This is a genomic window from Cytobacillus sp. FSL M8-0252 (genome assembly GCF_038007345.1).
GTDB lineage: Bacteria > Bacillota > Bacilli > Bacillales > Cytobacillaceae > Cytobacillus > Cytobacillus kochii.
In genome coordinates, this window is record NZ_JBBOWZ010000001.1 from 3,190,655 (window position 1) to 3,215,521 (window position 24,867).

The 24,867-nt window shown below is 36.5% G+C and carries 29 protein-coding genes and 1 riboswitch; of the genes, 6 read left to right on the forward strand and 23 right to left on the reverse strand.

Annotation, left to right across the window (positions count from 1 at the left end; translation table 11 throughout):
• The first annotated feature begins 9 nt into the window (after positions 1-9).
• The gene (locus tag MKX83_RS16025; protein ID WP_095372596.1) at positions 10-393 is read left to right on the forward strand and encodes a rhodanese-like domain-containing protein; all 384 of its coding nucleotides are present in this window, start codon (positions 10-12) and stop codon (positions 391-393) included.
• A gap of 297 nt (positions 394-690) precedes the next feature.
• On the opposite strand, the gene gcvPB is transcribed toward MKX83_RS16025, so the two are convergent.
• The 3 genes from gcvPB to gcvT are packed head-to-tail and all read right to left on the reverse strand — an operon-like array spanning position 691 to position 4,618.
• Complete coding sequence (gene gcvPB / locus MKX83_RS16030; protein WP_095372595.1) at positions 691-2,151, reverse strand: aminomethyl-transferring glycine dehydrogenase subunit GcvPB; 1,461 nt, start codon at positions 2,149-2,151, stop codon at positions 691-693.
• A complete protein-coding gene (gene gcvPA, locus MKX83_RS16035) occupies positions 2,144-3,490 on the reverse strand; it encodes an aminomethyl-transferring glycine dehydrogenase subunit GcvPA (protein ID WP_095372594.1) in 1,347 nt (448 codons plus the stop codon). Before gcvPA ends, gcvPB begins: the two co-directional genes overlap by 8 nt.
• 21 nt (positions 3,491-3,511) lie before the next feature.
• Positions 3,512-4,618 (reverse strand): glycine cleavage system aminomethyltransferase GcvT, encoded by a 1,107-nt coding sequence (gcvT, locus tag MKX83_RS16040; RefSeq protein ID WP_095372593.1) that lies wholly within the window; start codon positions 4,616-4,618, stop codon positions 3,512-3,514.
• 285 nt (positions 4,619-4,903) lie between these two features.
• Positions 4,904-4,999: riboswitch (glycine riboswitch) on the reverse strand.
• A gap of 263 nt (positions 5,000-5,262) precedes the next feature.
• Between gcvT and MKX83_RS16045 the strand changes: the two genes are divergently transcribed.
• Both MKX83_RS16045 and MKX83_RS16050 read left to right on the forward strand, forming a co-directional pair.
• Positions 5,263-6,942: a DEAD/DEAH box helicase gene (locus MKX83_RS16045; protein ID WP_095372592.1), complete on the forward strand. Its 1,680-nt coding sequence runs from the start codon at positions 5,263-5,265 to the stop codon at positions 6,940-6,942.
• Positions 6,929-7,726 (forward strand): YqhG family protein, encoded by a 798-nt coding sequence (locus MKX83_RS16050; RefSeq protein ID WP_307312920.1) that lies wholly within the window; start codon positions 6,929-6,931, stop codon positions 7,724-7,726. Before MKX83_RS16045 ends, MKX83_RS16050 begins: the two co-directional genes overlap by 14 nt.
• Before the next feature lie 188 nt (positions 7,727-7,914).
• Here MKX83_RS16050 and MKX83_RS16055 read toward each other — a convergent pair whose 3' ends face one another.
• The 8 genes from MKX83_RS16055 to comGA are packed head-to-tail and all read right to left on the reverse strand — an operon-like array spanning position 7,915 to position 12,102.
• Complete coding sequence (locus tag MKX83_RS16055) at positions 7,915-8,106, reverse strand: YqzE family protein (protein ID WP_095372590.1); 192 nt, start codon at positions 8,104-8,106, stop codon at positions 7,915-7,917.
• Positions 8,107-8,164: 58 nt separating this feature from the next.
• Positions 8,165-8,560, reverse strand: a complete 396-nt coding sequence (gene comGG / locus MKX83_RS16060; RefSeq protein WP_095372589.1) for a competence type IV pilus minor pilin ComGG — start codon at positions 8,558-8,560, stop codon at positions 8,165-8,167.
• Complete coding sequence (gene comGF, locus MKX83_RS16065; RefSeq protein WP_307312919.1) at positions 8,541-8,999, reverse strand: competence type IV pilus minor pilin ComGF; 459 nt, start codon at positions 8,997-8,999, stop codon at positions 8,541-8,543. Before comGF ends, comGG begins: the two co-directional genes overlap by 20 nt.
• The gene (locus tag MKX83_RS16070) at positions 8,986-9,285 is read right to left on the reverse strand and encodes a hypothetical protein (RefSeq protein ID WP_095372587.1); all 300 of its coding nucleotides are present in this window, start codon (positions 9,283-9,285) and stop codon (positions 8,986-8,988) included. The genes comGF and MKX83_RS16070 overlap by 14 nt, the downstream gene beginning before the upstream one ends.
• Complete coding sequence (gene comGD / locus MKX83_RS16075; protein ID WP_095372586.1) at positions 9,269-9,760, reverse strand: competence type IV pilus minor pilin ComGD; 492 nt, start codon at positions 9,758-9,760, stop codon at positions 9,269-9,271. Before comGD ends, MKX83_RS16070 begins: the two co-directional genes overlap by 17 nt.
• Positions 9,697-10,014 (reverse strand): competence type IV pilus major pilin ComGC, encoded by a 318-nt coding sequence (gene comGC / locus MKX83_RS16080; protein ID WP_341056427.1) that lies wholly within the window; start codon positions 10,012-10,014, stop codon positions 9,697-9,699. Before comGC ends, comGD begins: the two co-directional genes overlap by 64 nt.
• Positions 10,014-11,045, reverse strand: a complete 1,032-nt coding sequence (comGB, locus tag MKX83_RS16085; protein ID WP_341056433.1) for a competence type IV pilus assembly protein ComGB — start codon at positions 11,043-11,045, stop codon at positions 10,014-10,016. The genes comGC and comGB overlap by 1 nt, the downstream gene beginning before the upstream one ends.
• Positions 11,032-12,102 (reverse strand): competence type IV pilus ATPase ComGA, encoded by a 1,071-nt coding sequence (gene comGA / locus MKX83_RS16090; protein WP_095372583.1) that lies wholly within the window; start codon positions 12,100-12,102, stop codon positions 11,032-11,034. Before comGA ends, comGB begins: the two co-directional genes overlap by 14 nt.
• A 261-nt stretch (positions 12,103-12,363) precedes the next feature.
• Between comGA and MKX83_RS16095 the strand changes: the two genes are divergently transcribed.
• A complete protein-coding gene (locus tag MKX83_RS16095; RefSeq protein ID WP_341056441.1) occupies positions 12,364-13,053 on the forward strand; it encodes a helix-turn-helix transcriptional regulator in 690 nt (229 codons plus the stop codon).
• Between the two features lie 84 nt (positions 13,054-13,137).
• Entirely contained in the window at positions 13,138-13,383 is a 246-nt protein-coding gene (locus MKX83_RS16100) for a DUF2626 domain-containing protein (RefSeq protein WP_095372581.1), read from the forward strand.
• A gap of 63 nt (positions 13,384-13,446) precedes the next feature.
• Here the strand turns inward: MKX83_RS16100 and MKX83_RS16105 are convergent, their stop codons facing one another.
• Both MKX83_RS16105 and MKX83_RS16110 read right to left on the reverse strand, forming a co-directional pair.
• Positions 13,447-14,508 carry an SAM-dependent methyltransferase gene (locus tag MKX83_RS16105; RefSeq protein ID WP_341056447.1) on the reverse strand — a complete coding sequence of 354 codons (1,062 nt, stop codon included), beginning with the start codon at positions 14,506-14,508 and terminating at the stop codon, positions 13,447-13,449.
• Positions 14,508-15,146 (reverse strand): MBL fold metallo-hydrolase, encoded by a 639-nt coding sequence (locus tag MKX83_RS16110; RefSeq protein WP_341056455.1) that lies wholly within the window; start codon positions 15,144-15,146, stop codon positions 14,508-14,510. The genes MKX83_RS16105 and MKX83_RS16110 overlap by 1 nt, the downstream gene beginning before the upstream one ends.
• A gap of 257 nt (positions 15,147-15,403) precedes the next feature.
• On the opposite strand from MKX83_RS16110, the gene MKX83_RS16115 reads away from it, so the two are divergent.
• Positions 15,404-15,577, forward strand: a complete 174-nt coding sequence (locus MKX83_RS16115) for a DUF2759 domain-containing protein (RefSeq protein WP_095372578.1) — start codon at positions 15,404-15,406, stop codon at positions 15,575-15,577.
• 51 nt (positions 15,578-15,628) lie between these two features.
• Here MKX83_RS16115 and MKX83_RS16120 read toward each other — a convergent pair whose 3' ends face one another.
• From MKX83_RS16120 to MKX83_RS16165, 10 genes are all read right to left on the reverse strand, one after another.
• The gene (locus MKX83_RS16120) at positions 15,629-15,949 is read right to left on the reverse strand and encodes an MTH1187 family thiamine-binding protein (RefSeq protein ID WP_341056460.1); all 321 of its coding nucleotides are present in this window, start codon (positions 15,947-15,949) and stop codon (positions 15,629-15,631) included.
• A 66-nt stretch (positions 15,950-16,015) separates the two neighbouring features.
• Positions 16,016-17,134 carry a YqgU-like beta propeller domain-containing protein gene (locus tag MKX83_RS16125; protein ID WP_341056464.1) on the reverse strand — a complete coding sequence of 373 codons (1,119 nt, stop codon included), beginning with the start codon at positions 17,132-17,134 and terminating at the stop codon, positions 16,016-16,018.
• A 198-nt stretch (positions 17,135-17,332) separates the two neighbouring features.
• Positions 17,333-18,517 (reverse strand): M14 family metallopeptidase, encoded by a 1,185-nt coding sequence (locus tag MKX83_RS16130; RefSeq protein ID WP_095372575.1) that lies wholly within the window; start codon positions 18,515-18,517, stop codon positions 17,333-17,335.
• Between the two features lie 77 nt (positions 18,518-18,594).
• Positions 18,595-19,536, reverse strand: a complete 942-nt coding sequence (locus MKX83_RS16135) for an ROK family glucokinase (protein ID WP_157733935.1) — start codon at positions 19,534-19,536, stop codon at positions 18,595-18,597.
• Positions 19,537-19,566: 30 nt separating this feature from the next.
• Positions 19,567-19,773, reverse strand: coding sequence for a YqgQ family protein (locus tag MKX83_RS16140; protein WP_095373646.1), 207 nt, complete (start codon positions 19,771-19,773; stop codon positions 19,567-19,569).
• A 117-nt stretch (positions 19,774-19,890) separates the two neighbouring features.
• Positions 19,891-21,351, reverse strand: coding sequence for a spore germination protein (locus MKX83_RS16145; RefSeq protein WP_095372573.1), 1,461 nt, complete (start codon positions 21,349-21,351; stop codon positions 19,891-19,893).
• A 172-nt stretch (positions 21,352-21,523) separates the two neighbouring features.
• Positions 21,524-23,062 (reverse strand): rhomboid family intramembrane serine protease, encoded by a 1,539-nt coding sequence (locus MKX83_RS16150; RefSeq protein ID WP_341056486.1) that lies wholly within the window; start codon positions 23,060-23,062, stop codon positions 21,524-21,526.
• Positions 23,063-23,162: 100 nt separating this feature from the next.
• Positions 23,163-23,354: a hypothetical protein gene (locus MKX83_RS16155; RefSeq protein ID WP_095372571.1), complete on the reverse strand. Its 192-nt coding sequence runs from the start codon at positions 23,352-23,354 to the stop codon at positions 23,163-23,165.
• 46 nt (positions 23,355-23,400) lie between these two features.
• Positions 23,401-24,192 carry a DUF92 domain-containing protein gene (locus MKX83_RS16160; protein WP_095372570.1) on the reverse strand — a complete coding sequence of 264 codons (792 nt, stop codon included), beginning with the start codon at positions 24,190-24,192 and terminating at the stop codon, positions 23,401-23,403.
• Positions 24,189-24,740, reverse strand: a complete 552-nt coding sequence (locus MKX83_RS16165) for a 5-formyltetrahydrofolate cyclo-ligase (protein WP_095372569.1) — start codon at positions 24,738-24,740, stop codon at positions 24,189-24,191. Before MKX83_RS16165 ends, MKX83_RS16160 begins: the two co-directional genes overlap by 4 nt.
• Positions 24,741-24,867 lie beyond the last annotated feature (127 nt).

Below are 24,867 nucleotides of genomic sequence, written 5' to 3' on the forward strand. Positions count from 1 at the left end.
AAATATTAATTGTCTACTCTATATTTTTTATTAATTATAATCGGTGCTATTATTGTTTACACAGTAATCACAAGGTTGTATCAAAAGAGAATTGTAAAAACATTATCAGAACAAGAATTCAGAGAAGGATATCGTAAAGCGCAATTGATTGATGTCCGAGAACCAAATGAATATGAAGGTGGCCATATTTTAGGTGCCAGAAATATTCCCTTATCTCAGTTAAAAACAAGACTTGTTGAACTTCGTCAAGATAAGCCTGTTTATTTATACTGCCAGAGCGGAATGAGAAGCGGTAGAGCGGCTCAACTATTGTATCGGAAGGGATACAAAAATCTTTCTCATTTACAAGGCGGCTTCAAAAAATGGGGCGGGAAAATTAAATCTAAAAAATAGATCTCTCCTACCACCCGCCTTAAAACGGGTGGTTTATTCTCATTCTTCACGATCCCTCTATTCCCTCTAAACTACCAGATTACAAACCTCATTAGACCATTTATATCCTACGTAAAGAGTCCCAATATACTTATCTTTTTTATTTTATTTAGAAGAATAAGTTCCGTTCTTAATCTACAATTATAAACTCCTATTAGGAGTGATTTTTGCGATAAAAAAACGCGAACAAATACACATAAATGAATTTGTTCACGTTTTATTTAGACCTCGTACATATTTGTAAGAGGGCGTTTTATATTAGTCCTTTTGATAACGTAATACTGGCTTTCTTGCTGCTAGCGTCTCGTCTAAACGGCCAATTACTGTCGTGTGAGGCGCTTCTTGGACGACCTCAGGGTTTTCCTCAGCTTCCTTGGCAATCTGGAGCATGGCATCAATAAAGCTGTCGAGTGTTTCTTTAGATTCAGTCTCTGTTGGTTCGATCATCATACACTCTTCAACATTTAACGGGAAGTAAATAGTCGGTGGATGATAACCGAAATCAAGCAAACGCTTCGCGATATCAAGCGTGCGTACACCTAATTTTTTCTGGCGTTTTCCACTTAGTACAAACTCATGTTTACAATGTTTATCATATGGTAGATCGAATGCTGGCGCTAGCTTACGCATCATATAATTGGCATTAAGTACTGCATTTTCAGTAACAGCTTTCAAACCATCTGGACCCATAGAACGAATATACGTATAGGCACGGACATTGATACCGAAGTTACCGTAATAAGGCTTGACTCTTCCAATTGACTGTGGACGGTCATAATTAAATGTATAACCTTCTTCTGTTTTCACTAAGATTGGTTTAGGCAAATAAGGAATTAAGTCTTCTTTTACCCCAACAGGACCTGAACCGGGTCCTCCTCCGCCATGGGGACCAGTAAATGTTTTATGCAAATTCAAATGAACAACGTCAAATCCCATATCTCCCGGTCTTGCTTTAGATAAAACGGCATTTAAGTTGGCTCCATCATAATACAGTTTCCCGCCTGCTCCATGAACTATTTCTGCCATTTCTAGAATATTTTCTTCAAACAAACCTAACGTATTAGGGTTTGTTAGCATAAGAGCAGCTGTATCATCTCCCACCACTCTCCTCAAATCTTCTAAATCTACTAAGCCTTGATCATTAGACTTAACTGTTAAGGTTTCGAAGCCCGCCACAGTTGCCGAGGCAGGGTTTGTACCATGAGCTGAATCTGGAACAATAACTTTTGTACGGTTAAAATCACCGTTTGCTTCATGATAGGCACGAATCATCATCAACCCAGTCCATTCCCCATGGGCACCTGCTGCCGGTTGTAGAGTGACTTCGTCCATTCCTGTGATCTCAATTAAATGCTCTTGTAAATCATATAACAACTCCATTGCACCTTGAACAGAGCTTTCGTCCTGTAATGGGTGTAAATGAGCAAAGCCGTTATAGCGTGCTACATTCTCATTTACTTTAGGATTATATTTCATCGTACAAGACCCAAGCGGGTAAAAACCAGAATCTACTCCGTGGTTACGCTTAGATAAAGCTGTATAATGACGCATAATATCAAGTTCAGATACTTCAGGTAAATCCGCGTCCTCTTGACGGATATATTCAGCTGGGAGCAAATCAGATAATTCTACTTCTGGGATATCCATCTCGGGAAGGCTATAGCCGATTCTCCCTGGTTTACTTAGCTCAAAAATGAGCGCCTGGTTTTCGTTATGCACGGTAATCCCCCATTTCTGCCACAAATGTATCAATTTCGTCTTTTGTTCTTAGTTCTGTTACAGCAATAAGCATATGATGAGCCAATTCACTATAATCTCTGCCTAAATCATAACCACCAATAATATTCTTTTTCAGTAATGCTTGATTTACCTCACGAACTGGACGATTACACTTAATAATAAACTCGTTGAATGAACCGCCATCAAAAGTAATATCAAAGCCTGCACTTCTAAATTGTTCTTTCGCATAATGCGCCTTTTGAATATTATCTATCGCCATTTGTTTAACACCGTTTCTACCTAAGGCTGTCATAGCAACAGATGCGGCTAGTGCATTTAAAGCTTGGTTAGAACATATGTTAGATGTAGCTTTATCCCTACGGATATGTTGCTCTCTTGCTTGAAGTGTGAGTACAAATCCACGTTGTCCGTTCTCATCAACCGTTTGCCCCACTAAACGTCCAGGTACTTTCCTCATGAGTTTCTTTGTCACGGCAAAGTAACCACAGTGAGGACCGCCAAAAGCTGTTGGAATACCAAAAACTTGCGCATCGCCAGCAACGATATCTGCACCAAATTTTCCTGGAGGTGTTAACGCTCCTAAAGATAGTGGGTTACTTGATACAACAAATAAAGATTTATGAGCATGGATAATTTCTTCTAATTCAGCGAGTGGCTCGACTCTTCCAAAAAAGTTAGGGTATTGCACGACTACTGCGGCAATGTCATCACCAATCATTTCTTTTAGTGCGCTCATATCTGTTAATCCATCTTTGTGTGGGATTTCAACTACATCGATGTATTGGCCTTTTGCATAAGTCTGAATTACAGCTTTTGATTCAGGGTGTACTGTACTTGAAATCAATACTTTTTTACGCTTTGTATGCCCAGTTGCTAACATAGCAGCTTCCGCAAGTGCCGTCCCACCATCATACATAGATGAGTTTGCTACATCCATTCCTGTTAGTTCAGATATCATTGTCTGAAATTCAAAAATCGCTTGCAACTCACCTTGGGAAATTTCCGGTTGATATGGTGTATAAGCGGTATAGAACTCTGAACGCGATAACACGTGATCAACAATAACTGGCATATAGTGATCGTAAACACCTGCACCTAAAAATGAAGTATTTGTTTTTAAATCTGCATTTTTTTGTGATAGAAGCATCAATTCTTTCATTAAAGCAGATTCCGTTTTAGCTGGTTTAATATTATATTCCCTTTTAAAACGAACGCTTTCAGGAATATCACTAAATAAATCATCAATTGTTTTGACTCCGATTGCTTCAAGCATTTCTTTTTGATCAGAATCAGTCATCGGTAAATAACGGTGTTTCATCGCTTCTCTCCCCCTGATAAGTTAGTTCTTTTTCTCTTTTTTATAAAACGGTGTTGCAATTACTTTGGCACGGACACGCTTATTACGAATTTCAACTTCCACTTCAGAATCTAGCGCTGTGTATTGATTGTCCAGAAGTGCTAAGCCGATATTTTTCTTTAAAGTAGGAGATTGTGTACCTGTAGTAACTTCACCAATCAGTTGGTCGTCAGCATAAACTGCATAACCATGACGAGGAATCCCACGTTCAATCATTTCAATCCCAACAATTTTTCTACTTAACCCATTTTCTTTTTGTGATTTTAATGCCACTTTTCCAATAAAATCTTCTTCTTTGTTCACTTTTACGGCAAAGCCAATACCTGCTTCAAGCGGAGAAATTTCAGCAGACAACTCTTGACCATATAAAGCTAAATTTGCTTCGAAGCGAAGGGTATCTCGGGCACCTAGACCACAAGGAAGAACTCCATCTTCTTTTCCTGCTTCTAAAATCGACTGCCATAAAAAGACTGCATCCTCATTTTGACAATAAATTTCAAATCCATCTTCACCGGTATAGCCAGTTCTCGATACTAATGCATTTTTGCCATTAATATTTACTGTTTGGTTAAATTTAAAAAATCCAATTTCACTTAAATCAACATCTGTAATCTTCTGTAAAACAAGCTCAGCCATAGGACCTTGCAAGGCCAATTGTGACATATCCTCTGAAAGGTTTTTAAGTTCAACATTTCCTTCTAAATGACTTTGTAACCATTGATAATCTTTTTCGATATTAGCTGCGTTTACGACTAAGAGATATTCATCTTCAGTCATTTTATAAATAAGCAAATCATCCACAGTTCCACCATTTTCATAACACATTGCTGTATATTGTGCACCAAACGTTTTTAGTTTTGCGACGTCATTTGTCATCATTTTCTGAAGATAACGTAAACTATCTTGACCTTTAACCTCAATTTCTCCCATATGTGATACATCAAACAGACCCGCTTTTGTACGTACTGCTTCATGTTCTTCTTTAATACTAGAAAATTGAACAGGTAGAGCCCATCCACCAAAATCAATCGTTTTTCCACCATACTGTTGATAAATGTCATGTAGTGGTGTTTTCTTCAACTGTGACATTCACTCATCCTCCTTTATATTTCTGTTTTTTTCTAAGATGAATATTTGCATACTAGCCATAGAAGTACTTGGCTTCTCGCCAAATGCTACGACGAAAGCTACACGCTCTCCACTTTAACCCATTAAAGAAGCTAAGTGTTCTAAAGCACACAAAAAGGACAGAGAATCTCCTCAAAACCGATCATTTGAGCAGATTCTCTGTCCTTTCACCTGAGAGTTTACGGCGATATTGCAGCCTTTCCCCTTTGGTGGCTCGCTTATTACCTTGAGCTCTCTCCAGAGTTGCGTCAAGCAAGTGTTCTTTTGCCTGAGAGATTCACAATACGATGATTGTTTGCTCCTTCGGCGCTGCAGCACTGCAGTCTCTCCCCTTGCTATCATTCGCGTTTATAATTTTTTCCATTTTTGCACATACTATAATTAACTGCTTTAGAGAGTCGAAGCTTACAAAGACGTATTGTACGTATTTGCAGATTTAGCGTTGAAAATTCACAACTTTCAAAGCTACTTACATCCTACCATCCTATCATTATTTGAGCAATATTTTTATTTAAAAATCTAATGTTTTTTCAACAAGACTTAAGCTTAATACGAACATTATATTTAAAAATTATAATAATGTTCGTATAAAAAGGAGAGAGCAAATGACTTTACAAATAAATTTTGATGCAACTTGGCAAGATGAATTTCAAAACCGTATTGATAATGATGGACCATGGGGAAACTGGGATTTATTCAAGCTTACCATTGAGGTTGAGAATCAAACGGTCATCCCTGCGTTTGATGGACTGCAAGTAGACAAACATTTATCAAACCTCACCCCACTACCACATCAACTAGAGGTTGCCGAACAAGTAGTGGAAAACATGAATGGTAAAGCAATTCTAGCTGATGAGGTCGGATTAGGGAAGACGATAGAAGCAGGGTTAATATTAAAAGAATACATGATCAGAGGGCTTGTAAAGAAAGCACTCATCCTTGTACCCGCTTCACTAGTGTCTCAGTGGGCAATTGAATTAAACAGTAAGTTCTTCATCCCAGCTGTCGCTCAAAAAAAGAGCTATGTGTGGGAGCAATGTGATGTTGTTGTATCATCAATCGACACAGCGAAAAGAGAGCCGCATAGGAGTTTAGTCTTTGAACAAAACTATGATTTGATTATTATTGATGAAGCACATAAATTAAAGAATAATAAAACAAAAAACTATGAATTTGTACAGTCTTTAAAAAAGAAATTTTGCTTACTACTTACAGCAACACCTATACAAAATCGAATTAGTGAGATCTTCAATCTTGTTTCTTTGTTAAAACCAGGTCACTTAGGAACAGAAACATCTTTCTATGAAAAATACAAAAAAAATGCACGCTCTCTCGATGATGATGAAGGTTTAAAGGAGCTAGTCAATAAAGTAATGATTCGTAATCGTAGACAAGATACGGGTATTGAATGGACAAAAAGACATGTCGAAACCGTTCCCATCCATTTCTCAAAAGAAGAAAGAGCCTTATATGATGCAATTTCTTCCATGCACAGAGAAGGTAATTGGATGACTGATAACCAATTTTCACTTATGACTTTACAACGTGAAGCATGTAGCAGTCGCGAAGCGGTATTTTACACTTTAAGAAATATGTTAAAGAAACAAGAACAACCCTCTGTTGCCTTTCAGCAAAAAATTGAGGAGTTAATTGGGTTAGTAGAAAATATTCAACAAAATGCAAAAGCCCAAAAAGCATTAGAAATCATTCAACAAATCAATGATAAAGTCATTATTTTTACAGAGTATCGAGCCACACAGCTATTTCTACAATGGTTCTTAAAACAGCATAACATTACGTCTGTTCCTTTTCGCGGTGGTTTCAAACGCGGGAAGAAAGATTGGATGCGCGAGTTATTCCAAAACCATGCCCAGGTGTTAATTGCCACAGAAGCAGGCGGTGAAGGGATCAACCTACAATTCTGTAGTTATATCATTAACTTCGATCTTCCTTGGAATCCAATGAGACTAGAACAACGAATTGGTAGGATTCACCGTCTTGGTCAAAAAAACGATGTCCATATTTATAACTTCGCTACAAAAGATACAGTAGAAGAACATGTACTCAAACTATTGTATGAAAAAATCCATCTCTTCGAAAAAGTGATTGGCGAATTGGATGATATTTTAACTAAACTACAATTTGGCAGTATTAATGATCACCTAATTGATATCTTCGGACAATCGGCTTCAGAAGGAGAAATGCGCATAAAAATGGATAATTTAACATCTATGATTGAATTTGCTGAGTCTGTAAAGGAGGAAAATCAACATGCAGCAACATGAAATCCACCATTTTCTATTAAGATACTTTCATGCCAACCATTGTGAAATCCTTGAAAATAAACCAGGCTATTTAGTCATTCAGTTGACAGTAGAATTAGACAAAGAATTAATGAACCGTCCCTTTTATTGGCATTATTTAGAGAAAACAGGCGGTGTTGCAAACCCAATGGAACTTACACTTATAACCAATCCGTCCTTAGCACCAGATGATATAAAGGGAGAGATCATTCACTTTGGATCACCTCGCTTGCATCAAATTTTTCAATCGACGAAAAACTTGGCTGGTTATATCCGTTTGTATGAAAATTACGAGGCCCCACCAGGAACGCAAACCGCCTTACGTCCTTGGCTAGGGCTAAATCTACGGATATCCTATCAATGTGATCGTAAAAGAGATTTGTTCAAGTCAATCGGCTTGCACTTAATTAACGGGCAGATGGTTGAACAATTCCATGATAAGCTCCTTCATTTATCACTTACTCCTAAAATACCAGACTTTAGCTTTACATTGTCACCATTTATCAAGCCTCAAAGTGGTGTGATGCGTGTAGCGAATTTTTTACAGTCGGAAATTGAAAAAGAAGATCACACATGGGCAGATGAAGCACGACTAAGATGGCAAAAGGACCTGCAACTATTAGAAAGATTCTATGAAGATGCGGATGAAAAAGGAGAAAGCTTCGAAAACGAAATGACTGCATTACAAGAGCAGTATGAACCCCAAGTTCATATTTCTATCGTTAATGGTGGATTATTTTATTTAACAGATGAAGCGATTAGTTAAGCATTAACAAACGTGGACGACTCATGAGATTCTTAAGGAAACACTAAGTACCTATGGCTTAACCATACTGCTAGAGTATTCCTCATTCTTCCTTTTAACAACGATGGCACCAATATTCTTATCGACACTAAAAAAAATATGAACAAACCCAACAATGGGTTTTGTTCATATTTTTTGATTGTTGTTGATTAATGATTTCTTTTTTTCGTTCCTTTCATTCCGTAAAACAAAAGATAAGGTACAATTCCAAACCACCTAAATAAAACAGGCGCTTTTTCTTGCTTTCTTTCTATTCTTTGTTTCTTTCTCTCAGACTTTGGTTGTTCCATATATTGAACGAATGTCTGAGTAATAAACTTGACATAATCATTAGAATTCATCTGGCATCCCTGCTTTTTTAGCTACTAGTCTTTCCCATTCATAAACCATTTATTCCTATTATTTTCTCTCGATTTCCATCCATTTGACCACTTCTTTTTCAATCAATGAATAATACGCAATCGCTTCTACGTTCGCAACACCGTTTATTTGTACTTCCAGATTGATTTTGATGAGGCCTCCTTCTTGATCTTCTAAATCATAATAAACCGTTCCATGATTGAATAAATACTCTCCTTCTATTGGTAGCTCATCATTCAAATGAAATTGTTCATCTAAATAAGTAATAGATTGTTTAAAATAGTACTCCTGTTGTAAAAGTATACTACTTAATTTCAAAATTCTTTTTTCTCTTATTAAAAAATCTGCTTGAATGGTAATCACAAAAGAAAGCAAAACAATGAGGAATAATACAAAAGGATAAAACAGCCCCTTCTCATTCATCTTCTTCGTCACCGTTTGTACTCCTTATTTTCATTTGATAAAAAGAAGACCGATACTCTTTTTGGAAAATATTTTTATAAATAAGCACCATGTTATCTTCCTTCACCTCAAATTGAACGGATTGAAGCTTTTGTAACACAACTTCATGGCCTGCCCCATTCACACGCCTTCTTAACTTATCACCATATTTTTCATAGCTAATAGATTGATTGTCTATTAATAAAATGAGCTCTCCTCGATTATCTAATGATATCTTCTCAGCAACACGTACTTCTTTTTTTAATTGCTGAATAAATACGAGCCATTCAATCTTTTGCTTTCTTTCATCAATATTCTCGTTAACGGAAATAACCTTAAACACAAGTGGCATAAAGCTCACAATGATTAAAAAGCAAGCTAAAGTTATAAGTGCTTCTATTAATGTAAATCCGTTACTTTTAATACTTTTCACAGATCATCACTTCTCGTTGATAGAGATAAGAAATACAAATATTATTAGCCTCACTGTTAAAAAGGTGAAATGACATTTCGTCTTTTCTCACCATTCTAGGTAGCACCCTATCATTGTCCATCATTTCCTCATATAGAATTTGAGTGGCTTCATATCTCAAATCTTCAATATGTGCGTACGTATAGAGATGAATCATAACAGGAATAAAAAGAGTGGCGATTAAAAGCATCGCCGATAACGTGAAGAGTAAATCAATGAGCATAAAACCACTAGTATGCTTCCACATAAAATCTCCCTCTGCCTATTTGAAAAACAAATTTGTACTGCTTAAGCGAGCTTTTGATTTGCAAGTAACCAAAACGGTTAATTTTCCCAGTATTTAAAAATTTGAAATGTAATGGCATTGTACCGCTAGTAATGAAATAATCCTCACTATATTTCTGACGAAAGAAAATATTTCGACCATTAGAAAAGATGTATTCATGCTCATCAGGTAAAAGATAAACACTAACCGTGGTTTGATTTACAATTGCATACTGCTGAGCATATAGAAGGTCACCTTCTAATTTGGCAAAGAAAGCTTGATTATCATACTCTTCAAATTGGTGCTGCATGCTTATAGCAGTAATAAAAAGAATAACACTAAAAACAGACCAAACAATTAATGATTCAATCAAAGTAAACCCTGACTGTAAATTTATTCGTCTCTCACCGCCGTCACAATGCCGTCTATTAAAACAAGTGTTTCTCCGGTCGGACATGTTGTTTCACCTTCATTTAAATATTCCTCCGCCACAAGCACATCCAATGATTCAGGAAGCTTATTATTAGCTAATTCATACGATTGCACTTGACTCTGAACCATTTTTGTATAAGCACTACAGCCTTTTTCGTTTATCGCTGATTGGTTTTTTGTGATGTTTGGGATTGTAATAATTAGGAGTACAGATATGACTAACAAGACAATCATCATTTCAATCATGGTAAACCCTTTTTCATTTTTTATGTTTTTCATCATACGCCCTCCATTAGTTGAAACATTGGTAACATTACTGCTAAATATAATGAAATAATTAGACAACCGACAATAAGATAAATAGCGGGTTGTATTACTTTCATTATCTGATCTATTTTTTCTTCTAACAACTGCAGACAATAGCGGCTAAAGAATTGTAGTTCTTCTTCTAGCTTTCCATTTTGCTGCCCATGACGAATAACTGCCCTTAAATCTAATTCTAAAAAGGGAAAAACCTGAATCAATTCATCTAATTGTTCACCATTTTCTAGCTTACGACGCAAATATTGACCAACTTCCTTCATCAATGGTTGTTTTTCATCTTTAGCAAATAAGTTCAAGGAAGTTGTGATAGACATCCCACCTGCAAGTAAATAATGCAATTGGATAGCAAAGTAATGTGTATAAAAAAGGGCGACTAGTTTGCCAATAATCGGTATGCGAACAACAAGAGATACTTGTCTGATCATTGAAAACCGTCGAAAAATAAAGTAGTAATACAAAGAACTAAATAGTAACAGGGTGAACATTACAATTAAAAATAGAGGAGCAACAGAACCAATCCATTGAAGGAGCGCCATAAAGGTATTTTCATTGACATTCATCGACTGAAAAAGTGAGGTAAAGCGAGGAAGAATGATTTTATCAACGAGAAAAAACAGAAGAATGGTGATAATGAATAAGAAACATGGATACATTAATGCCTTTTTTAACTTTCTCATATCCTCTCCCCTCTTTTGCATCATTTCACTGCCATCAATAAAAGCTTGTTGTAATCCTCCATGCTGCTCAGCAAAAAAGACATAACCAACTAGATGTGAATTAAAGTTCATTGACCCTAGGGCAGAGTGCAGATGGAAACCTTCTTTTAACTGATATATAACCTCTTGTAATTGTAGCTTTTTCTCTAAGGTCAATTGTAAACTCGAGGACGCCATCGCTTCTGAGAGCGAATAACCCCTGGATAATAATTCTCCTACTTTCTTCAGGAAGTCGCATTGCTCCTTTAATGTCCATTTAACTTTTTTCATCTAAAATCCACCGATTAAACTCACTTTCTTTTACATACCCTAAGGCTACCCCTTTTTTCAAAGCTGACTTGAGCGAAAAATATGGTTCATAATTGTTCTCACTACTTTTCGCCGCCTTCAAAGCTTGATTCAATTCCCTTCCACTCAATAATTCAAATACACCAGCTCTTTTTAACCTGCCACAGCTATAACAGAAATCGGTGCATTCTCCTTCACAAAATGGGCAGGTTAATTCTACAAGCCTCTGTGCTGTTATGGCTACTAACGTTTGTTCTATTTGCTTCCATGCTACCCCAAACTCCACTAACCGATGTATGGCTCCAACAGCATTTCTCGTATGCATCGTCGTCAATACTAAATGCCCAGTTAAAGCTGCTCTTACAGCTATTTTAGCTGTTTGTGCGTCGCGTATTTCCCCAACCATAATTATGTCCGGGTCGTGCCTAAGGATAGCTTTTAAACCAGTAGCATATGTTACACCTGCCTTTTCATTTACTTCGACTTGCAGTAAGGAGTCAGTCTTTTTCTCAATCGGATCTTCTAAAGTGATAATACTTCGATTGAATAGGTTGGAATTGTCATTTAGCAGACTATATAAGGTTGAGGTTTTTCCACTACCGGTCGGACCAGTTAGTATAATCATCCCGTGCGCATGTTTAAGCATCGCAAGGATTTTTCGGGACATCGTTGGAAATAGTGAAACATTGTGAGAAGAAATATGAGACGATTGTGGCAGGATGCGGATGACAAGACTTTCATTGTATTGAGAGGGCAATGTGGAGAAACGTAAGCCTATCTCATATCCTTCAATATCTGTAGAATAGGCGCCATTTTGTGGCTTTCGTTTTTCACCAATATCCATGGATGCAATAAACTTGAAATGAGAAATTAAGCGATCAGATTCATAATGAGGGATGTAATGTTTAGGGACAAGGCGCTTGCCATAGCGGAAATAAATGATTGTGTGATTCTTTCTGGGGACAAAATGAATATCTGTTACTTCTGTTTTCACAGCTTCCCTTAAAATTAAGGTAGCCATGCGTTGCATTGAGACCAAGTAATTAGTCACCACCTTTTTTAAGATATTTTATTATTCGCCAAAAAAAGATCGTTTCCTGCATGATTTTAGTCCTTTTCTTTAACTTTTTTTTGAACATTTAAGAGATTCCCTCCACCCTCTCCTCTTTCCACATACTTTACTATATAATGGTATTAACAAATAAAACATTTAAAAATGACTGACAGTGCAATCGCATCTTTAAAATCCTATTCATATCAGAAAAAAAGAATAATGAAAACCATATGAGAGGTGAGAATAATGAATGAAACATTAAAAATTACGAATACATTATCCGATCCAACGAGATACTATATTTATCAGTATGTTCTTAAAAAACATTTCCCTGTCACTGTTAAAGAAATTGCTAAAGAGTTTTCTATTCACCCGAATGTTGCTAGATTGCATTTATCAAAACTCACAGAAATCCACATGCTTGAAGCTAAAATAGAAAAAACCGGTCAAGGTGGCCGACCGAGCAAGCGCTATCACCTAACTGATAGCGAGATTGGACTACATTTTCCTTATCGTAATTATCAAATGTTATCAGATATTCTTCTCGAAACAATGATTACACTTGGGCCAGAAGGAAAAAAAGCATTATATATAACTGGTAAAAAATATGGCGAGAAATTGATGGAGACGGCATTACACAGGCAAATGGTTACATTAGAGGACTCATTTGAAAGAAAATTAGCTCTCGTCATTGAAGCAGCAGCAGTGGCTGGTCTTCAGCCAGAATTTAATTTTGATGGAAAAAAGATCATGTTTGAAATGTTTAATTGTCCCTTTAAAGAAACCGCAAAGAAAAATCAAGGTGAAATATGTCATATGCACTTTGAATTTTTACGAGGCATGTTTGAGACGGTTTTTTTAGATATAGAATTAAGGGAATTGGGTAATATGTTAAACGGGTGTATTTCATGTTCTTATGAAGCTGTCGCAAAATAAAAAACATACTGTTTACTTTTAACCAAGTATTACCTTATAATTATTGAGTAATGGACATATGTGTGTGTTAAAGGAGGGATACATATGGATCGCATGTATAGAGTGATGGGATTCTGGACTGCTATTTTTGCAATTATGTTTTATGTAGGTGATATGTATACACCAGCACTACTATTCCTTGGCCAAACTGGTTTCTTTGTGCTACTAGGCTACTTAAAGCTTACAGAGCGTATGTACATTTATATTTTTGGCGCATACTTGACTGTTGCCTTTATCGGATTCACATATTGGACTGTCTTTATGATGGTACCAGGTATGGGGTCACACTAAAAGCACACATAACAAACATAATAAAAAGAGGATGCAACGTCATCCTCTTTTTATTATGTTTGTTTAAAGGTTCTTTTTCTGAAGAACAAGCTGAAACGATTGGCTGATTCCACTATCCATTAATAATGTTCGAATATCACGATTTTTCTTAGCCTCATTTGAAAATAGGTCTCCACTATGATTGGATAATTCATCTAGAATACCTGATGCAATTAAAAACTCATCTTGCCGCCATTTCTGCATAAAAGTCAATCCATACTTCTCACCAAAACGGATCCACGAATCCCAGTGCACATCATGAGTAATATCCATCTCACCAGCGTGTGTAAGGATATTGGGGATAAGCTGATGTTTCCTGTATCCCCTCATGCTGCCATCTTTTCTCGTCGGTATTAACCAATCATCGTCCGTGTAACCATAATCAGCTGTCAATACAAGTCCTTTTTCTAACACTTCGCTAATCGATGCACTTATGCCATCCATAAATAATGGAATCTCCATTCTTTGGCCATTGTATAAAGAAATCGACATTTGCTCGATGTATGAAATGATTTCCTGATTTTCTATAGGAATATAGACTTCGGTTAGCCCATTTTGGTTGGAAGTAATCATTATTTCATATAAACAATCATCTTTTTTTTCTACTAAATGAACAGGTAGCGCATCAAGTAGTTCATTAGAAAAAACAAGCCCTGAAAACGTATGACATTCATCTAATGATTGGAGAAAATGAAGTTCTACACTGTGATGTTTACTTAATTTATCCTTTTGTAATCTTCTATGATGAGGGCTTTCATCAACTAATATATAAACTAGCGACTCATCGGTCATCTCTTCCCATTGATTTATAAAGACTTGAGCAAATGAACCATCACCTGCACCAATTTCTAACACGGCTGCAGGCAGTTGATTCACTCTCACCTGCTCTATAAACCATTTAGCGATTATTGTTGCATACATAGGTGTCATTGTTGGTGATGTATAAAAGTCCCCATCTACACCAATCTTTTTATCATCCTTCATATAATATCCAAAATCAGGATGATAGAGGGCTAACTGAATAAAATCGGCGTAAGTAAGCCGTTCCATCCTATTTTCTTCGATATAGCGGATGATTGGATTCATTATGAAAAGCCGTTCAAGAAAGGGTTTGTGTCCATTTCATTGGCAATGGTAGTCACTGGCCCATGTCCTGGTAAGACGAGTGTGTCTTCAGGTAAAGTGAGTAATTTATCATGTATGCTTTGCAGAAGCGTCTCATGATGGCCACCAGATAGATCTGTTCGCCCAATACTGCCTTGAAAAAGGGCATCCCCACCAAACAGCAAGGCAATGTCTGCGAAATAAATGGAGACACTACCAGGAGAATGACCCGGTGTCTCTAATACTTTGAAGGAAAAACCTGAGATATCTATCTCTTGCTCTTTTACAAATAACTCATCGGCAGGTTGCAAACAAATCGCTGTGCCCATTTGAAATCTTGCTGAACCATTTAAGGCTGGGTCTATTAGCCAATCCTTTTCTTTTTCATGTATGTAAACAGGGATTTGGTACTTTTCTTTTACGTCATCTACTGCACCAATATGATCAAAATGTGCATGCGTTAAAAGTATCGCCTTCGGATTCAATTTTTCATCATCCATTATTTTGATTAGTTTTGTTGCTTCTCCTCCTGGATCAATAATTAAGCAGTCCTTGTTTTCTTTTATAAGAAGATAGCAATTCGTTTGTAATGGTCCTAATGGTAACTGTGCGTATTTCAAATGAATTCCTCCTTGGTTATTTTCTTTTATTGTACACAACTCCATAGTCTACGAGAAGCAAACATTGTTAAAAGACTTGATGTATCTTCCTTAAAATGTTATTATCTGAAAAGTTCGTAGAATACACCTCGACAAATTTTGAAAAAAAGTATAAAATATGATGTGAATGTAAAAATAAGTATTACATACGGTTCCAAACCTTTGCAAGGAATGAGCATAGACTCATTTGTTGATTGAATGAAAAGGGGGCTATAAACATGGGACTAGTAATTATTACTGGTTTAACAGCTATTTTAGCAATTTTCGGTCTAATCAGTGCACTACGAAACAAAAATCTCCTAGGGATTGTATTCGCTTTCGGGACAGCTGCCGTTTTCGGATGGTTTGCTGTGATGACATTAATTCATAGCGGATTCCCAGCTGTCCATTAAAAGGGGATGTAAATAAAAAGTCTGCCTCTTTAAGGGCAGACTTTTTATTTATCATTCATCCTCTTGTAGCAATGATTCTACTCGTTTAACTTTATCCGCCATCTGACGTTTTACATCTCTACGGTCATCAATGCGAATATTTGTTGCCACTCGCGCTAGTCCTTTTTCAAATGGAACTTCATGCATTGCTTGGATAACCTCGAATAACACTGGTAATTCTCCTTCAATGAGTGTATTCATCGGTGTCAATTGGTAATCAATTTTCCCAACATCTTTATATTCTTTTAAAACCTTTTGAATATCTGCTACATAAGCTGATACACTTGGACTCTCCGTTCCTATTGGAATAATTGTTACGTCTACTATTGCCATCATGTCATCTCCTTTAAATATCAATATTAGTATGCACAAAATAAAGAGCGAAGAAAATTTATCTGCTCAAGATTCTATAAGTGAAATGACTTCTTTCTCATCTAATAAAATGATTTTATCTAAATAATGACCGTATAAACAAGCATTGGCATTATTAGAACAGGAAAGAGGTTCGTTGTCCATATCTTCTAATAATACGGTCTGTTCTCCCGTTTCCATATCTGTAGCCATGAAATCAAAGCTACCCCGATACGTATCTGCATCTGTACTGTACTCCGGCTTAAAGTATAAAAACTCTTTATCCATCATGGCATATTGTGGAACCATCCAACCGGAAAAGCTTGTTAAATGAGGAACTGAAAAAGATAACACCGATTCAAAGTCGTTATTCATGAATGTGTATTGTGCCTCTTCATCATGATTTTCGTTTACACCAATGGTCACCATTAAATCATTAAATGTATCAACAAAATACACGTTTTCTTTCTTCACTTCCGCCGTTCCAGTCTTTTTTTGTTCTTTTAACTGCGTCACGATTGAAGGTCCAACCGTACTCCAGTCCAAATAAACAAATGAATCAGTACTTAACCAATGGACAAACGGCTCCGCTATAGATATATGTTCCATATTTTTTGTTTCAGCTGATATCAAATAAGAAGTGTAAGACCAGTCCTCGGCAAAACTCGAAACCAATAACTTTGTCGGATCATATTGATTCCAAGAAACAGCTAGTTCGGTGCCATCTATTAACTCCTGCAATATGTAATCACCTTTATGATCCACTATAGCAATACGCCATTTTTGATTACTTGGTTCAGACTGGACAAATATATATTGTTGATCTGGGCTAATATAGACATTATTAATTGGTGCCTCACCTTCAAAAAATAACTCTTGTTCTCCGGTATAAATATTATATTTAAAAATTTTGTTCAATGTTTCATCTTTGTGATTGAGGAATAATAAGTGCTTGGCATCTAACCAGCCAAAGAAGAAAATTTGATCAGAATCTGAAACAGCAAGAGGTATAACTGATTGTTTTGAAGTTTGCTTCTCTGTCATATTCGTTTCTTTTACAGGTGGCTTATCACCTGTTTCATTCACTTGACAGCCAGCTATAATCATTGTGGAAAAAAATAAAAGCAATATGAGCATATAATCTTGGTGTTCCGCTTTGTACTTCATAAACTTGGCTTGCCCCCCATCGAATTCCAATCTAGCTTCATTCTAGCGCACTTTTATCTGAATAGACGCGAGAAAAAGCCGTTTCCGGCTTTTCTTCGCTCTCTACGAAATTCTTCCTAATTAATTCCCAAAAACATTGTAATCAATAGTAAATTTTATACTGATTATGGAGGAAATACAAGCAACAACTATTTTTTATTAAAGATAAAGTGAAGCCAAAAAGACACCAAGCATTTCTTCATACATGTCTTCATACTGTGATAACGGCAGGGGGTTTACTCCTTTTCCCAGTTCCATCGTAAAGCCTGGCCGTCGATACTCTTTAATAAACCAATCTCTAAACCCAGCGAAACTATCTACATATTGTACTGAACGGTAACCGCTTACTCGTTCAAATTCATCAGCAATGACTTTTGAATCAGGCGGTTCAAGTCCTTCATATCCCCAGTAAAATTCTTCACCTTGTGTGTGAAAAGCTAATAATAAGCTGAAGTTGTTATTCTCAACAAGATTGGCCATCGCTATCGCTTCAGGCTCGGATAACGGTTCATATCCAGGAAAGTCTCGAGATGACGGAACATCTGGCTTTCTTTCTTTTTCATATTCCCACTTTGCGGGATATTGTTTATTCAAATCTACTCCTCTAATATTCGCCTTCCATAGGGAAAAATCATCTTTTTGTTCATTAATTGCTAATATTTCTTCTTTGTAGCCTTCTGGTGGTCCCCCTAAAACCAAGTCAACTCCATCAGGATTAACCATTGGAACAACGGATAACTCAACACGACTATAATAAGGTAAAGTCTCAATTCCCCTTAAAGGTTTTGCATTAGTCATAGATAACAAATAGGCATTTATTAAAGACATGAGGACAGGCGTTGTAATCCATTCATTTGCATGAAATGACGCATTATAATGAACTTGCTTTTCACCTGTACCTATTCTTATCTCATATAAAGGCTTGCCTGTCACCGAATAACCAATCTCATTTATTTTTATAAATGGATAAACTTCTTTTAATTGGTTGAGATCGTCTTGCAAAGTTTTAAAACTATAACTTTTTTTCCTATCCATTAAAGGCATAATCACTCTTGTTGGCACTAGGACTGTTTGATTTACTTGTAGATTTTGAGGCTGTAACTGCTGATTCAATAAAAGCAATGCATCGACAGGAAGATTATTCTTTGATGCTATTTGCCATAGTGAATCACCTTTTTGAAGTTTAATAGTAGATGTATGAAAGCCAGGAATTTGAATGCTTTGGCCAATCTGCAATGAGGAAGGGTCCACTTGTGGATTGCTATCAATGACTAAATTAATTGGAACCATAAACAGCTGACTGTAGTACCATAAAGAATCACCTGACCTAACTTTAATCTTCACCTTTTATCCTCCTCTCCATCAGTTCATACATATGATGAATGAGAAGAAAAGATGACTTACTCACTATTACTGAACCCTTACCCTATAATTAATTGCTTTGCACTCCAGGCGGCACCTACTACTCCTGCATCATTCCCTAAAGTAGCTAGTTTCAATAAAGTAGACCCTCGCATCTCAGGAAATAAGTTTTCGTCATAATAGAATTGTAATGGCTCTAATAATAATTTCCCGGCTTGAGAAACCCCACCACCGATTATAATCACCTCAGGGTTTAGTATTGCTGCTACATTCGCTAAGGCAATGCCTAATGGCTTCATTGTTCTTTGAACCACTTCCTTAGCAACTACGTCATTCTTACCTGCTAAGTGAAATATATTCTGAACTGATAAATGGTCAACTAATAATGTGTTCTTGTTAGAATGAATGATTTCCTTAGCCACACGTACTATTCCAGAAGCTGAGGCAATCGTTTCAAGACAACCCCATTTTCCACAATTACATCGCACGCCATAAGAAGAAACGGCATTGATATGGCCTATTTCACCAGCAGAACCCCCATTCCCACGCATTAACTGACCATTACTAATAATGCCACCACCGATACCAGTACCAATTGTTAAGAGTACAATGTCTTTGTAGCCAGTTGCGCTACCAACCCAGCGTTCGCCTAACACTGCACAATTAGCATCATTCTCCAATATCACTGGAAGCGCCATGTAATCTGATAGTTCTTTTTGTAAGCGGTAGTGAGGTGACAAATTTATATTTGTTGCTGAAAGTAAAATTCCATTTTTGCTATCAACCGGTCCTGGGGCACCGACTCCAACAGATAAAATCTGCTCTTTTTTTAATTGCGCCCTCTTTCTATGATGTTCAATTGAAGTTGTAATTTGCTCTGCTAAACTGTTGTCTGTATAATCCTGCTTCGTCATTTCTTGCCATTTTAAGTGAATGTCGCCATTCTCGTTAACAAAAGCAAATTTAATTGTTGTACCACCTATATCCACACCAACAAACAAAACAACACCCCCTAGAGAAGTAATGAGCAACTATTTTCTTGTTTTCTTTTTCTCTTTTTCTCTCTCAGCCCTTAAGACTAATAAAGCATCTCGATAGGTATCTACTTCAATTATTTTTGCTTTATATAATTCACTCACTTCAAGCTCCATCATTTCAATATCCAATAAACGTTCACCCATATAAATAATAGCACCATATGCTTTTAACAACTGTTGTACATCATAAAAACTTTTCACATTCATTCCCTCGATTCTTTCTTTCATAAAGCAAAGTATAAACGAAAAAAAACTCTTCCTCAATCATTAAAACATGAGAGAAAGAGTAATTCTAACGATCAAAAGAAAAGTGTTCTTTTATCTATCTGGATCTTTTGGATGCAACATTCTTGGACGTCTATTTTTCAAAGGCATTGGTGAACGTAAAAGGACATCTCTAAAGGCTCTTAGGTTAAAGGGAATAAACGGCCATAAGTAAGGGACTCCGAAAGACTTCATTTTAGACAACCAAATGACAAATAGTGTGATACCGATGATAAAACCATACATATGAAATACACTTGTCAGTAATAATAAAACAATACGAACAATTCGATTAGCTAATCCTAATTCGTAACTTGGTGTAGCAAATGTACCAATTGCTACAATCGCAAAATAAAGAACGACTTCACTTGTAAATAAGCCCACTGAAACAGCCAAATCACCTATCATGAGTGCCGCTACTAAGCCGAGAGCAGTAGCAAGACTCGAGGGGGTATGAATGGAGGCCATCCTCAACATATCAATACCTACTTCAATAATTAAGATTTGCAAAATCAAAGGGATTTTCCCTGCCTCTTCTGGTCCTATAAATGATAGAGAATCTGGTAATAAACTTGGATTCGCAGCAAATAAAAACCAAATAGGTAAAAGGAACAGCGAAGCCCATACGGAAATAAAGCGAACGAATTTTAAATAAGCACCAATAATCGGTTTGTTTCGATATTCCTCTGCATGCTGCAAATGATGCCAGAAAGTAGTCGGTGTTATAATCACACTCGGTGAACCATCCACTATGATACATACATGACCTTCAAATAAATGCGAAGCTGCTGTGTCCGGTCTCTCTGTATACCTAACCATCGGATAAGGATTCCAATGCTGACCAGAAATGTATTCTTCAATTGTCTTCTCGGCCATCGGTAAGCCATCTGTATCAATTTTAGATACACTATCTTTTATTTTATTGACCAACTCAGGGTCTGCAATATCTTCAATATAAGTTATGACAATATCAGTTTTTGAGCGTCTACCGATTTGTAAATACTCCATTCTTAACGTTCGATCTCTTATCCGCCGCCTCGTTAGTGCTGTATTAAAAACTAATGTTTCAACATAGCCATCCCGTGCGCCTCTGACAACCCTTTCAATATCAGGCTCTTCCGGGCCGCGGGCCGGATAAGACCTTGTATCAATTAATATCGCTTCATCTGCTCCATCAATGACCAATGCCGTTTGACCAGCTAATACAGCATCAACAATTGCATCCAGATCACTTTCTGTAGCAATTTCGATATAAGGGATATATCTCTTCATTAGCTTCGGAACAGTATCCTCTTCTAATTGTTCTCTTCCAAGCTGAGCAAGAAATTCCATTAACCGATTCATAATATCATCTTTAGCAAAGCCATCAACCAAATAGATTGCCATGTCAATCCCAGTATATTCCACATCTATTTGTAACACATCAAAGTTTTTTCCGACTGCTAATGCTTCTTTTAAATATGATGTATTGTTAATCAATTCCTTAGATACTTTATGATGTTTGTTTGTTTCCATGAGTTCACCTCATTCAAATATATTCCTAACAAACATCATAGACATACTAAAAAGGAATCATACCCTCCTAAGAGGTTGATTCCTTTTACATTATGTTAAACAACAAGTTTTTTAAGTTTCTAAGAAAAGATGTAGAATTTCCTAGGAAATATTCCCTTCCTGTCGAAATATCTTATTTGTTTTCATTTAGATTGTCTAGTAGCTGCCGATAGTCTTCTGAGTCATGTAATTCTACAGCTTCATCAAGATACTTTTTCGCTTCATCCGTATTGCCTTCCCTTAAATATAATAAGGAAAGATTATAGTAAGCTTCATGGAATTGTTCGTTTACTTCAATAGCAAGATGCAAATGACGCTTCGCTTTCTCTGTTTCTCCTAATTGAATTTCCGCATAGGACAATAAAAAATAAGTTTGTGCGGTTGCACCTTCTTTATCAAACGGAGTAAGCTCTTTAATCATCATTGAGTAATTTTCTTTTTCTAAATAAGTTTGTGCTTCAATCAAAGCCATCTCTTCTTGTGTTTGATCATTAGGGAAATGAAAGCCATAATAGAGACCTCCACTTATGAGAAGAGCCGTGAAACAAGCTATCAATAGTTGAGCAATCCTGTTTCTCTTCTTAGGCAAAAGAACGATTCCCGTTGCTAAGAACCCGCCAATTAAACCACCAATATGACCAGCGTTATCAATTCCTGGGATCATAAAGCCTAATGCAAGGTTAAACACAAGAACAACGATAATGTTCATACCCATTGTGCGGAAAAATAATTTTGGTTTCAATATCCCAAAGAAAAGCAACGCTCCAAAACAGCCAAATATCGCTCCGCTCGCTCCAGCCGATACGTTAGGACTAGTAATAAAACTAAGCAATGAACCCATAAAACCAGATAACAAGTAAATAACTATAAACCTTGTATTGCCCATTATTCGTTCAACAGCAGAGCCTAAATAAAAAAGAGCAAGAGTATTCATCAATAAATGCAGGAAACCAATATGTAAAATGATCGGTGTGAAAAAACGCCACCACTCACCTGCCAAAATAAGTGGATTATATTTTGCTCCACTTTCAATCAGCACCGAGGTATTTGTACTTCCACCTTTCCACTCCAGCCAAAGAAAAGCTAGGACTTGTAGCACAATAAATAGATATGTAAAAATGGGCTTACCTTGATTAAAAACCTCTGTTTCTTCTTTCGCTTTATTTGCTGCTAGCCATAATGTCTGTTTTTTTAAGTTTTCAATTACTTGTTCATCAATATCATCAGATGGTTCTTCTAAAAAGAGAAGAGGTTTCATAAAGTGTCGCTGCAGCTGTTTGGCCACCTCTTCCAGCCTATCCACAGTCATAATGACAGATTCAACCGTTGTCTTCTCCATTTTGGAATGCTGAAAGGGCTTATTAAGCTTATCCTCATAATCGTCAACAGGTACAAATGGTGAAATATATATATTGAGCACAGTCATTTCTCTATGCCTTACTTGTTTTCGAATACGCTCACCATTAAAGGCAACTGATTCTATATCTCTTTGTAACCAGTTACTCCAATCTAAATCCTTCCTTAGCAAACGAATGATTTTTGTCTGTTTATTCTCTAACTTCTCAATCCAGAGTTCATCTTGTTTTTCAGAAAGCTGAATGAAGCGATATTCTTCTTTATGTAGCAGATGATTGGCCAATGACCAAAATAAATAAGCCTCTTTACTATGCACTGTTTTCTCACTTCCTTACAGTTATATATCTTATTATAGTCAATGTTTCTTTTTAACAAAATAAAAAGCCCTTATATAAACAGGGCCAAAAAGTACATTGTTATAAACGTTCATCATTATATTGTGGTTGAGGAAAAACTAGCTTCATTGCTTTCTCTCTTAAAAAAGGGCAATTTAATACGGTAGCAATGATAAAATTTTGTCTCGCTAAAAGACCAACTAGGCGATAACGATACTGATAAATGAAAACACCTGACAATACAAACAGTATCAAAGTCATTATTTTTCCCATTTCATTCCCTCCTGTCTATCACTATTATGCGAATCATTCTCTGCAATTATCCACCTGCTACAGTCACAAAGAACAAAACACCTAATAAACTCGCAAGAGCACAAGATGAAAGGTTAACAAGGTCATTATTAACTATTGTGTTACCGCTTATATGTACCGTTTTACGATTACAATGCCATTTCGATTCGACCACCATATCACAAGACGGACAACGATAAGTTACCTGTATGAAGGCACCTAATAAGGTATCCAAGATATTTCCGAGGAAACCAAAGACAAATATAATAAACATGGTGGAAAAAGATAATGAATAGGACAACATAGCAATAATAGCAATAGAGAAGGAACCCATTATTGCAGCAAAGGTTCCGAGGAAACTCATCGCTCCTGAAGTACCAGGTTCTACCTGCTTAAAATGCTGAATTGACAAAGGTCTTCTTTTACTTAATGAACCTATCTCTGAGGCCCAAGTATCTGAATTCGCACTCGCAATGGTTATTGTAAAAGCTATAAAAAAAATGGGAGATGGAAAAATAATAAAAAGCACACTAAATAATGCAGGTAACCCACCATTAGCAACCACTTGCTGCCAATCTCTAGTAGACCCTTTTTCATGGCGTGCTTCGATTTGTTGCTTCTGCTTTTTCTTGTATTTAGACAATAAGCTTGAACTAGTGAAAAAGAAGCCAAGCAGCAGCAGTCCCCTCCACCCAAAACCTAAGTTAATCAATACACCCACAACAATTGCTGCTATGGCGCCTGACTTTGTAAGAAGTTGAAGAAGGTAGCCTAAAAAGGCGGCAATGAGTACAAGAAAAATAAATATCAATTCTTTCACTCCGTTATTGTAATAATCTTTTGAACAGGTAGATCATGTTGGTCTAATGGTATTTTATTAACCACTTGCTGGGGGAAAGCTAATGAAAGTGTAAAGCCGTTATAATCCACTAAATAACGATCATAATAACCGCCTCCAAAACCAATACGATCACCCTTTAATGTATAAGCAACGCCTGGAACTATTAATAAATCAATTTCAGAAGGCTGAACACTCTTAGTTTTGTCTACTACTGGTTCTTGTAATCCAGAATAGACGACTTCAAGATTGTCATAACTTGAAAAAATCCTGAAATTCATTTCCCTCGTTTTAGGTAAGCATTTTGGAATAGCCACTTGTTTTCCCTCTGACCAAGCCTTATTAATAATTGGAAAAGTATCGACTTCTGGAAAGCGTGATATTGTAAGGGCAACTACTTTGGATTGTTGCCAATGAGATGTGAGGAATAATTGCGATGCTAATTTTTCTGATAGTGATGTATATTGTTCACTAGGCATTTCTGTTAATTGTTGCATAATCATCTTTCTCAGTTGTTTTTTATCCACCATTTAACTCTCCTATACCTCTATTTATAAAAAACACACTTATCTTATAAAAATATTAGTTTCAATCTAGACATATGAAGTAACAACCATCACTCGTAATTTCACCTCTTGAACCTTACCCGGTATCACC

Excerpts from the sequence above, each read along its gene's own strand:
- gcvPA (WP_095372594.1), bottom strand. The coding sequence starts at position 3,490 with ATGAAACACCGTTATTTACCGATGACTGATTCTGATCAAAAAGAAATG.
- gcvT (WP_095372593.1), bottom strand. The coding sequence starts at position 4,618 with ATGTCACAGTTGAAGAAAACACCACTACATGACATTTATCAACAGTAT.
- MKX83_RS16045 (WP_095372592.1), top strand. The coding sequence starts at position 5,263 with ATGACTTTACAAATAAATTTTGATGCAACTTGGCAAGATGAATTTCAA.
- MKX83_RS16050 (WP_307312920.1), top strand. The coding sequence starts at position 6,929 with ATGCAGCAACATGAAATCCACCATTTTCTATTAAGATACTTTCATGCC.
- MKX83_RS16055 (WP_095372590.1), bottom strand. The coding sequence starts at position 8,106 with ATGAATTCTAATGATTATGTCAAGTTTATTACTCAGACATTCGTTCAA.
- MKX83_RS16070 (WP_095372587.1), bottom strand. The coding sequence starts at position 9,285 with ATGTGGAAGCATACTAGTGGTTTTATGCTCATTGATTTACTCTTCACG.
- comGD (WP_095372586.1), bottom strand. The coding sequence starts at position 9,760 with ATGTCCGACCGGAGAAACACTTGTTTTAATAGACGGCATTGTGACGGC.
- comGC (WP_341056427.1), bottom strand. The coding sequence starts at position 10,014 with ATGAAAAACATAAAAAATGAAAAAGGGTTTACCATGATTGAAATGATG.
- comGB (WP_341056433.1), bottom strand. The coding sequence starts at position 11,045 with ATGAAAAAAGTTAAATGGACATTAAAGGAGCAATGCGACTTCCTGAAG.
- MKX83_RS16095 (WP_341056441.1), top strand. The coding sequence starts at position 12,364 with ATGAATGAAACATTAAAAATTACGAATACATTATCCGATCCAACGAGA.
- MKX83_RS16100 (WP_095372581.1), top strand. The coding sequence starts at position 13,138 with ATGGATCGCATGTATAGAGTGATGGGATTCTGGACTGCTATTTTTGCA.
- MKX83_RS16105 (WP_341056447.1), bottom strand. The coding sequence starts at position 14,508 with ATGAATCCAATCATCCGCTATATCGAAGAAAATAGGATGGAACGGCTT.
- MKX83_RS16115 (WP_095372578.1), top strand. The coding sequence starts at position 15,404 with ATGGGACTAGTAATTATTACTGGTTTAACAGCTATTTTAGCAATTTTC.
- MKX83_RS16120 (WP_341056460.1), bottom strand. The coding sequence starts at position 15,949 with ATGGCAATAGTAGACGTAACAATTATTCCAATAGGAACGGAGAGTCCA.
- MKX83_RS16125 (WP_341056464.1), bottom strand. The coding sequence starts at position 17,134 with ATGAAGTACAAAGCGGAACACCAAGATTATATGCTCATATTGCTTTTA.
- MKX83_RS16145 (WP_095372573.1), bottom strand. The coding sequence starts at position 21,351 with ATGGAAACAAACAAACATCATAAAGTATCTAAGGAATTGATTAACAAT.
- MKX83_RS16155 (WP_095372571.1), bottom strand. The coding sequence starts at position 23,354 with ATGGGAAAAATAATGACTTTGATACTGTTTGTATTGTCAGGTGTTTTC.
- MKX83_RS16165 (WP_095372569.1), bottom strand. The coding sequence starts at position 24,740 with ATGGTGGATAAAAAACAACTGAGAAAGATGATTATGCAACAATTAACA.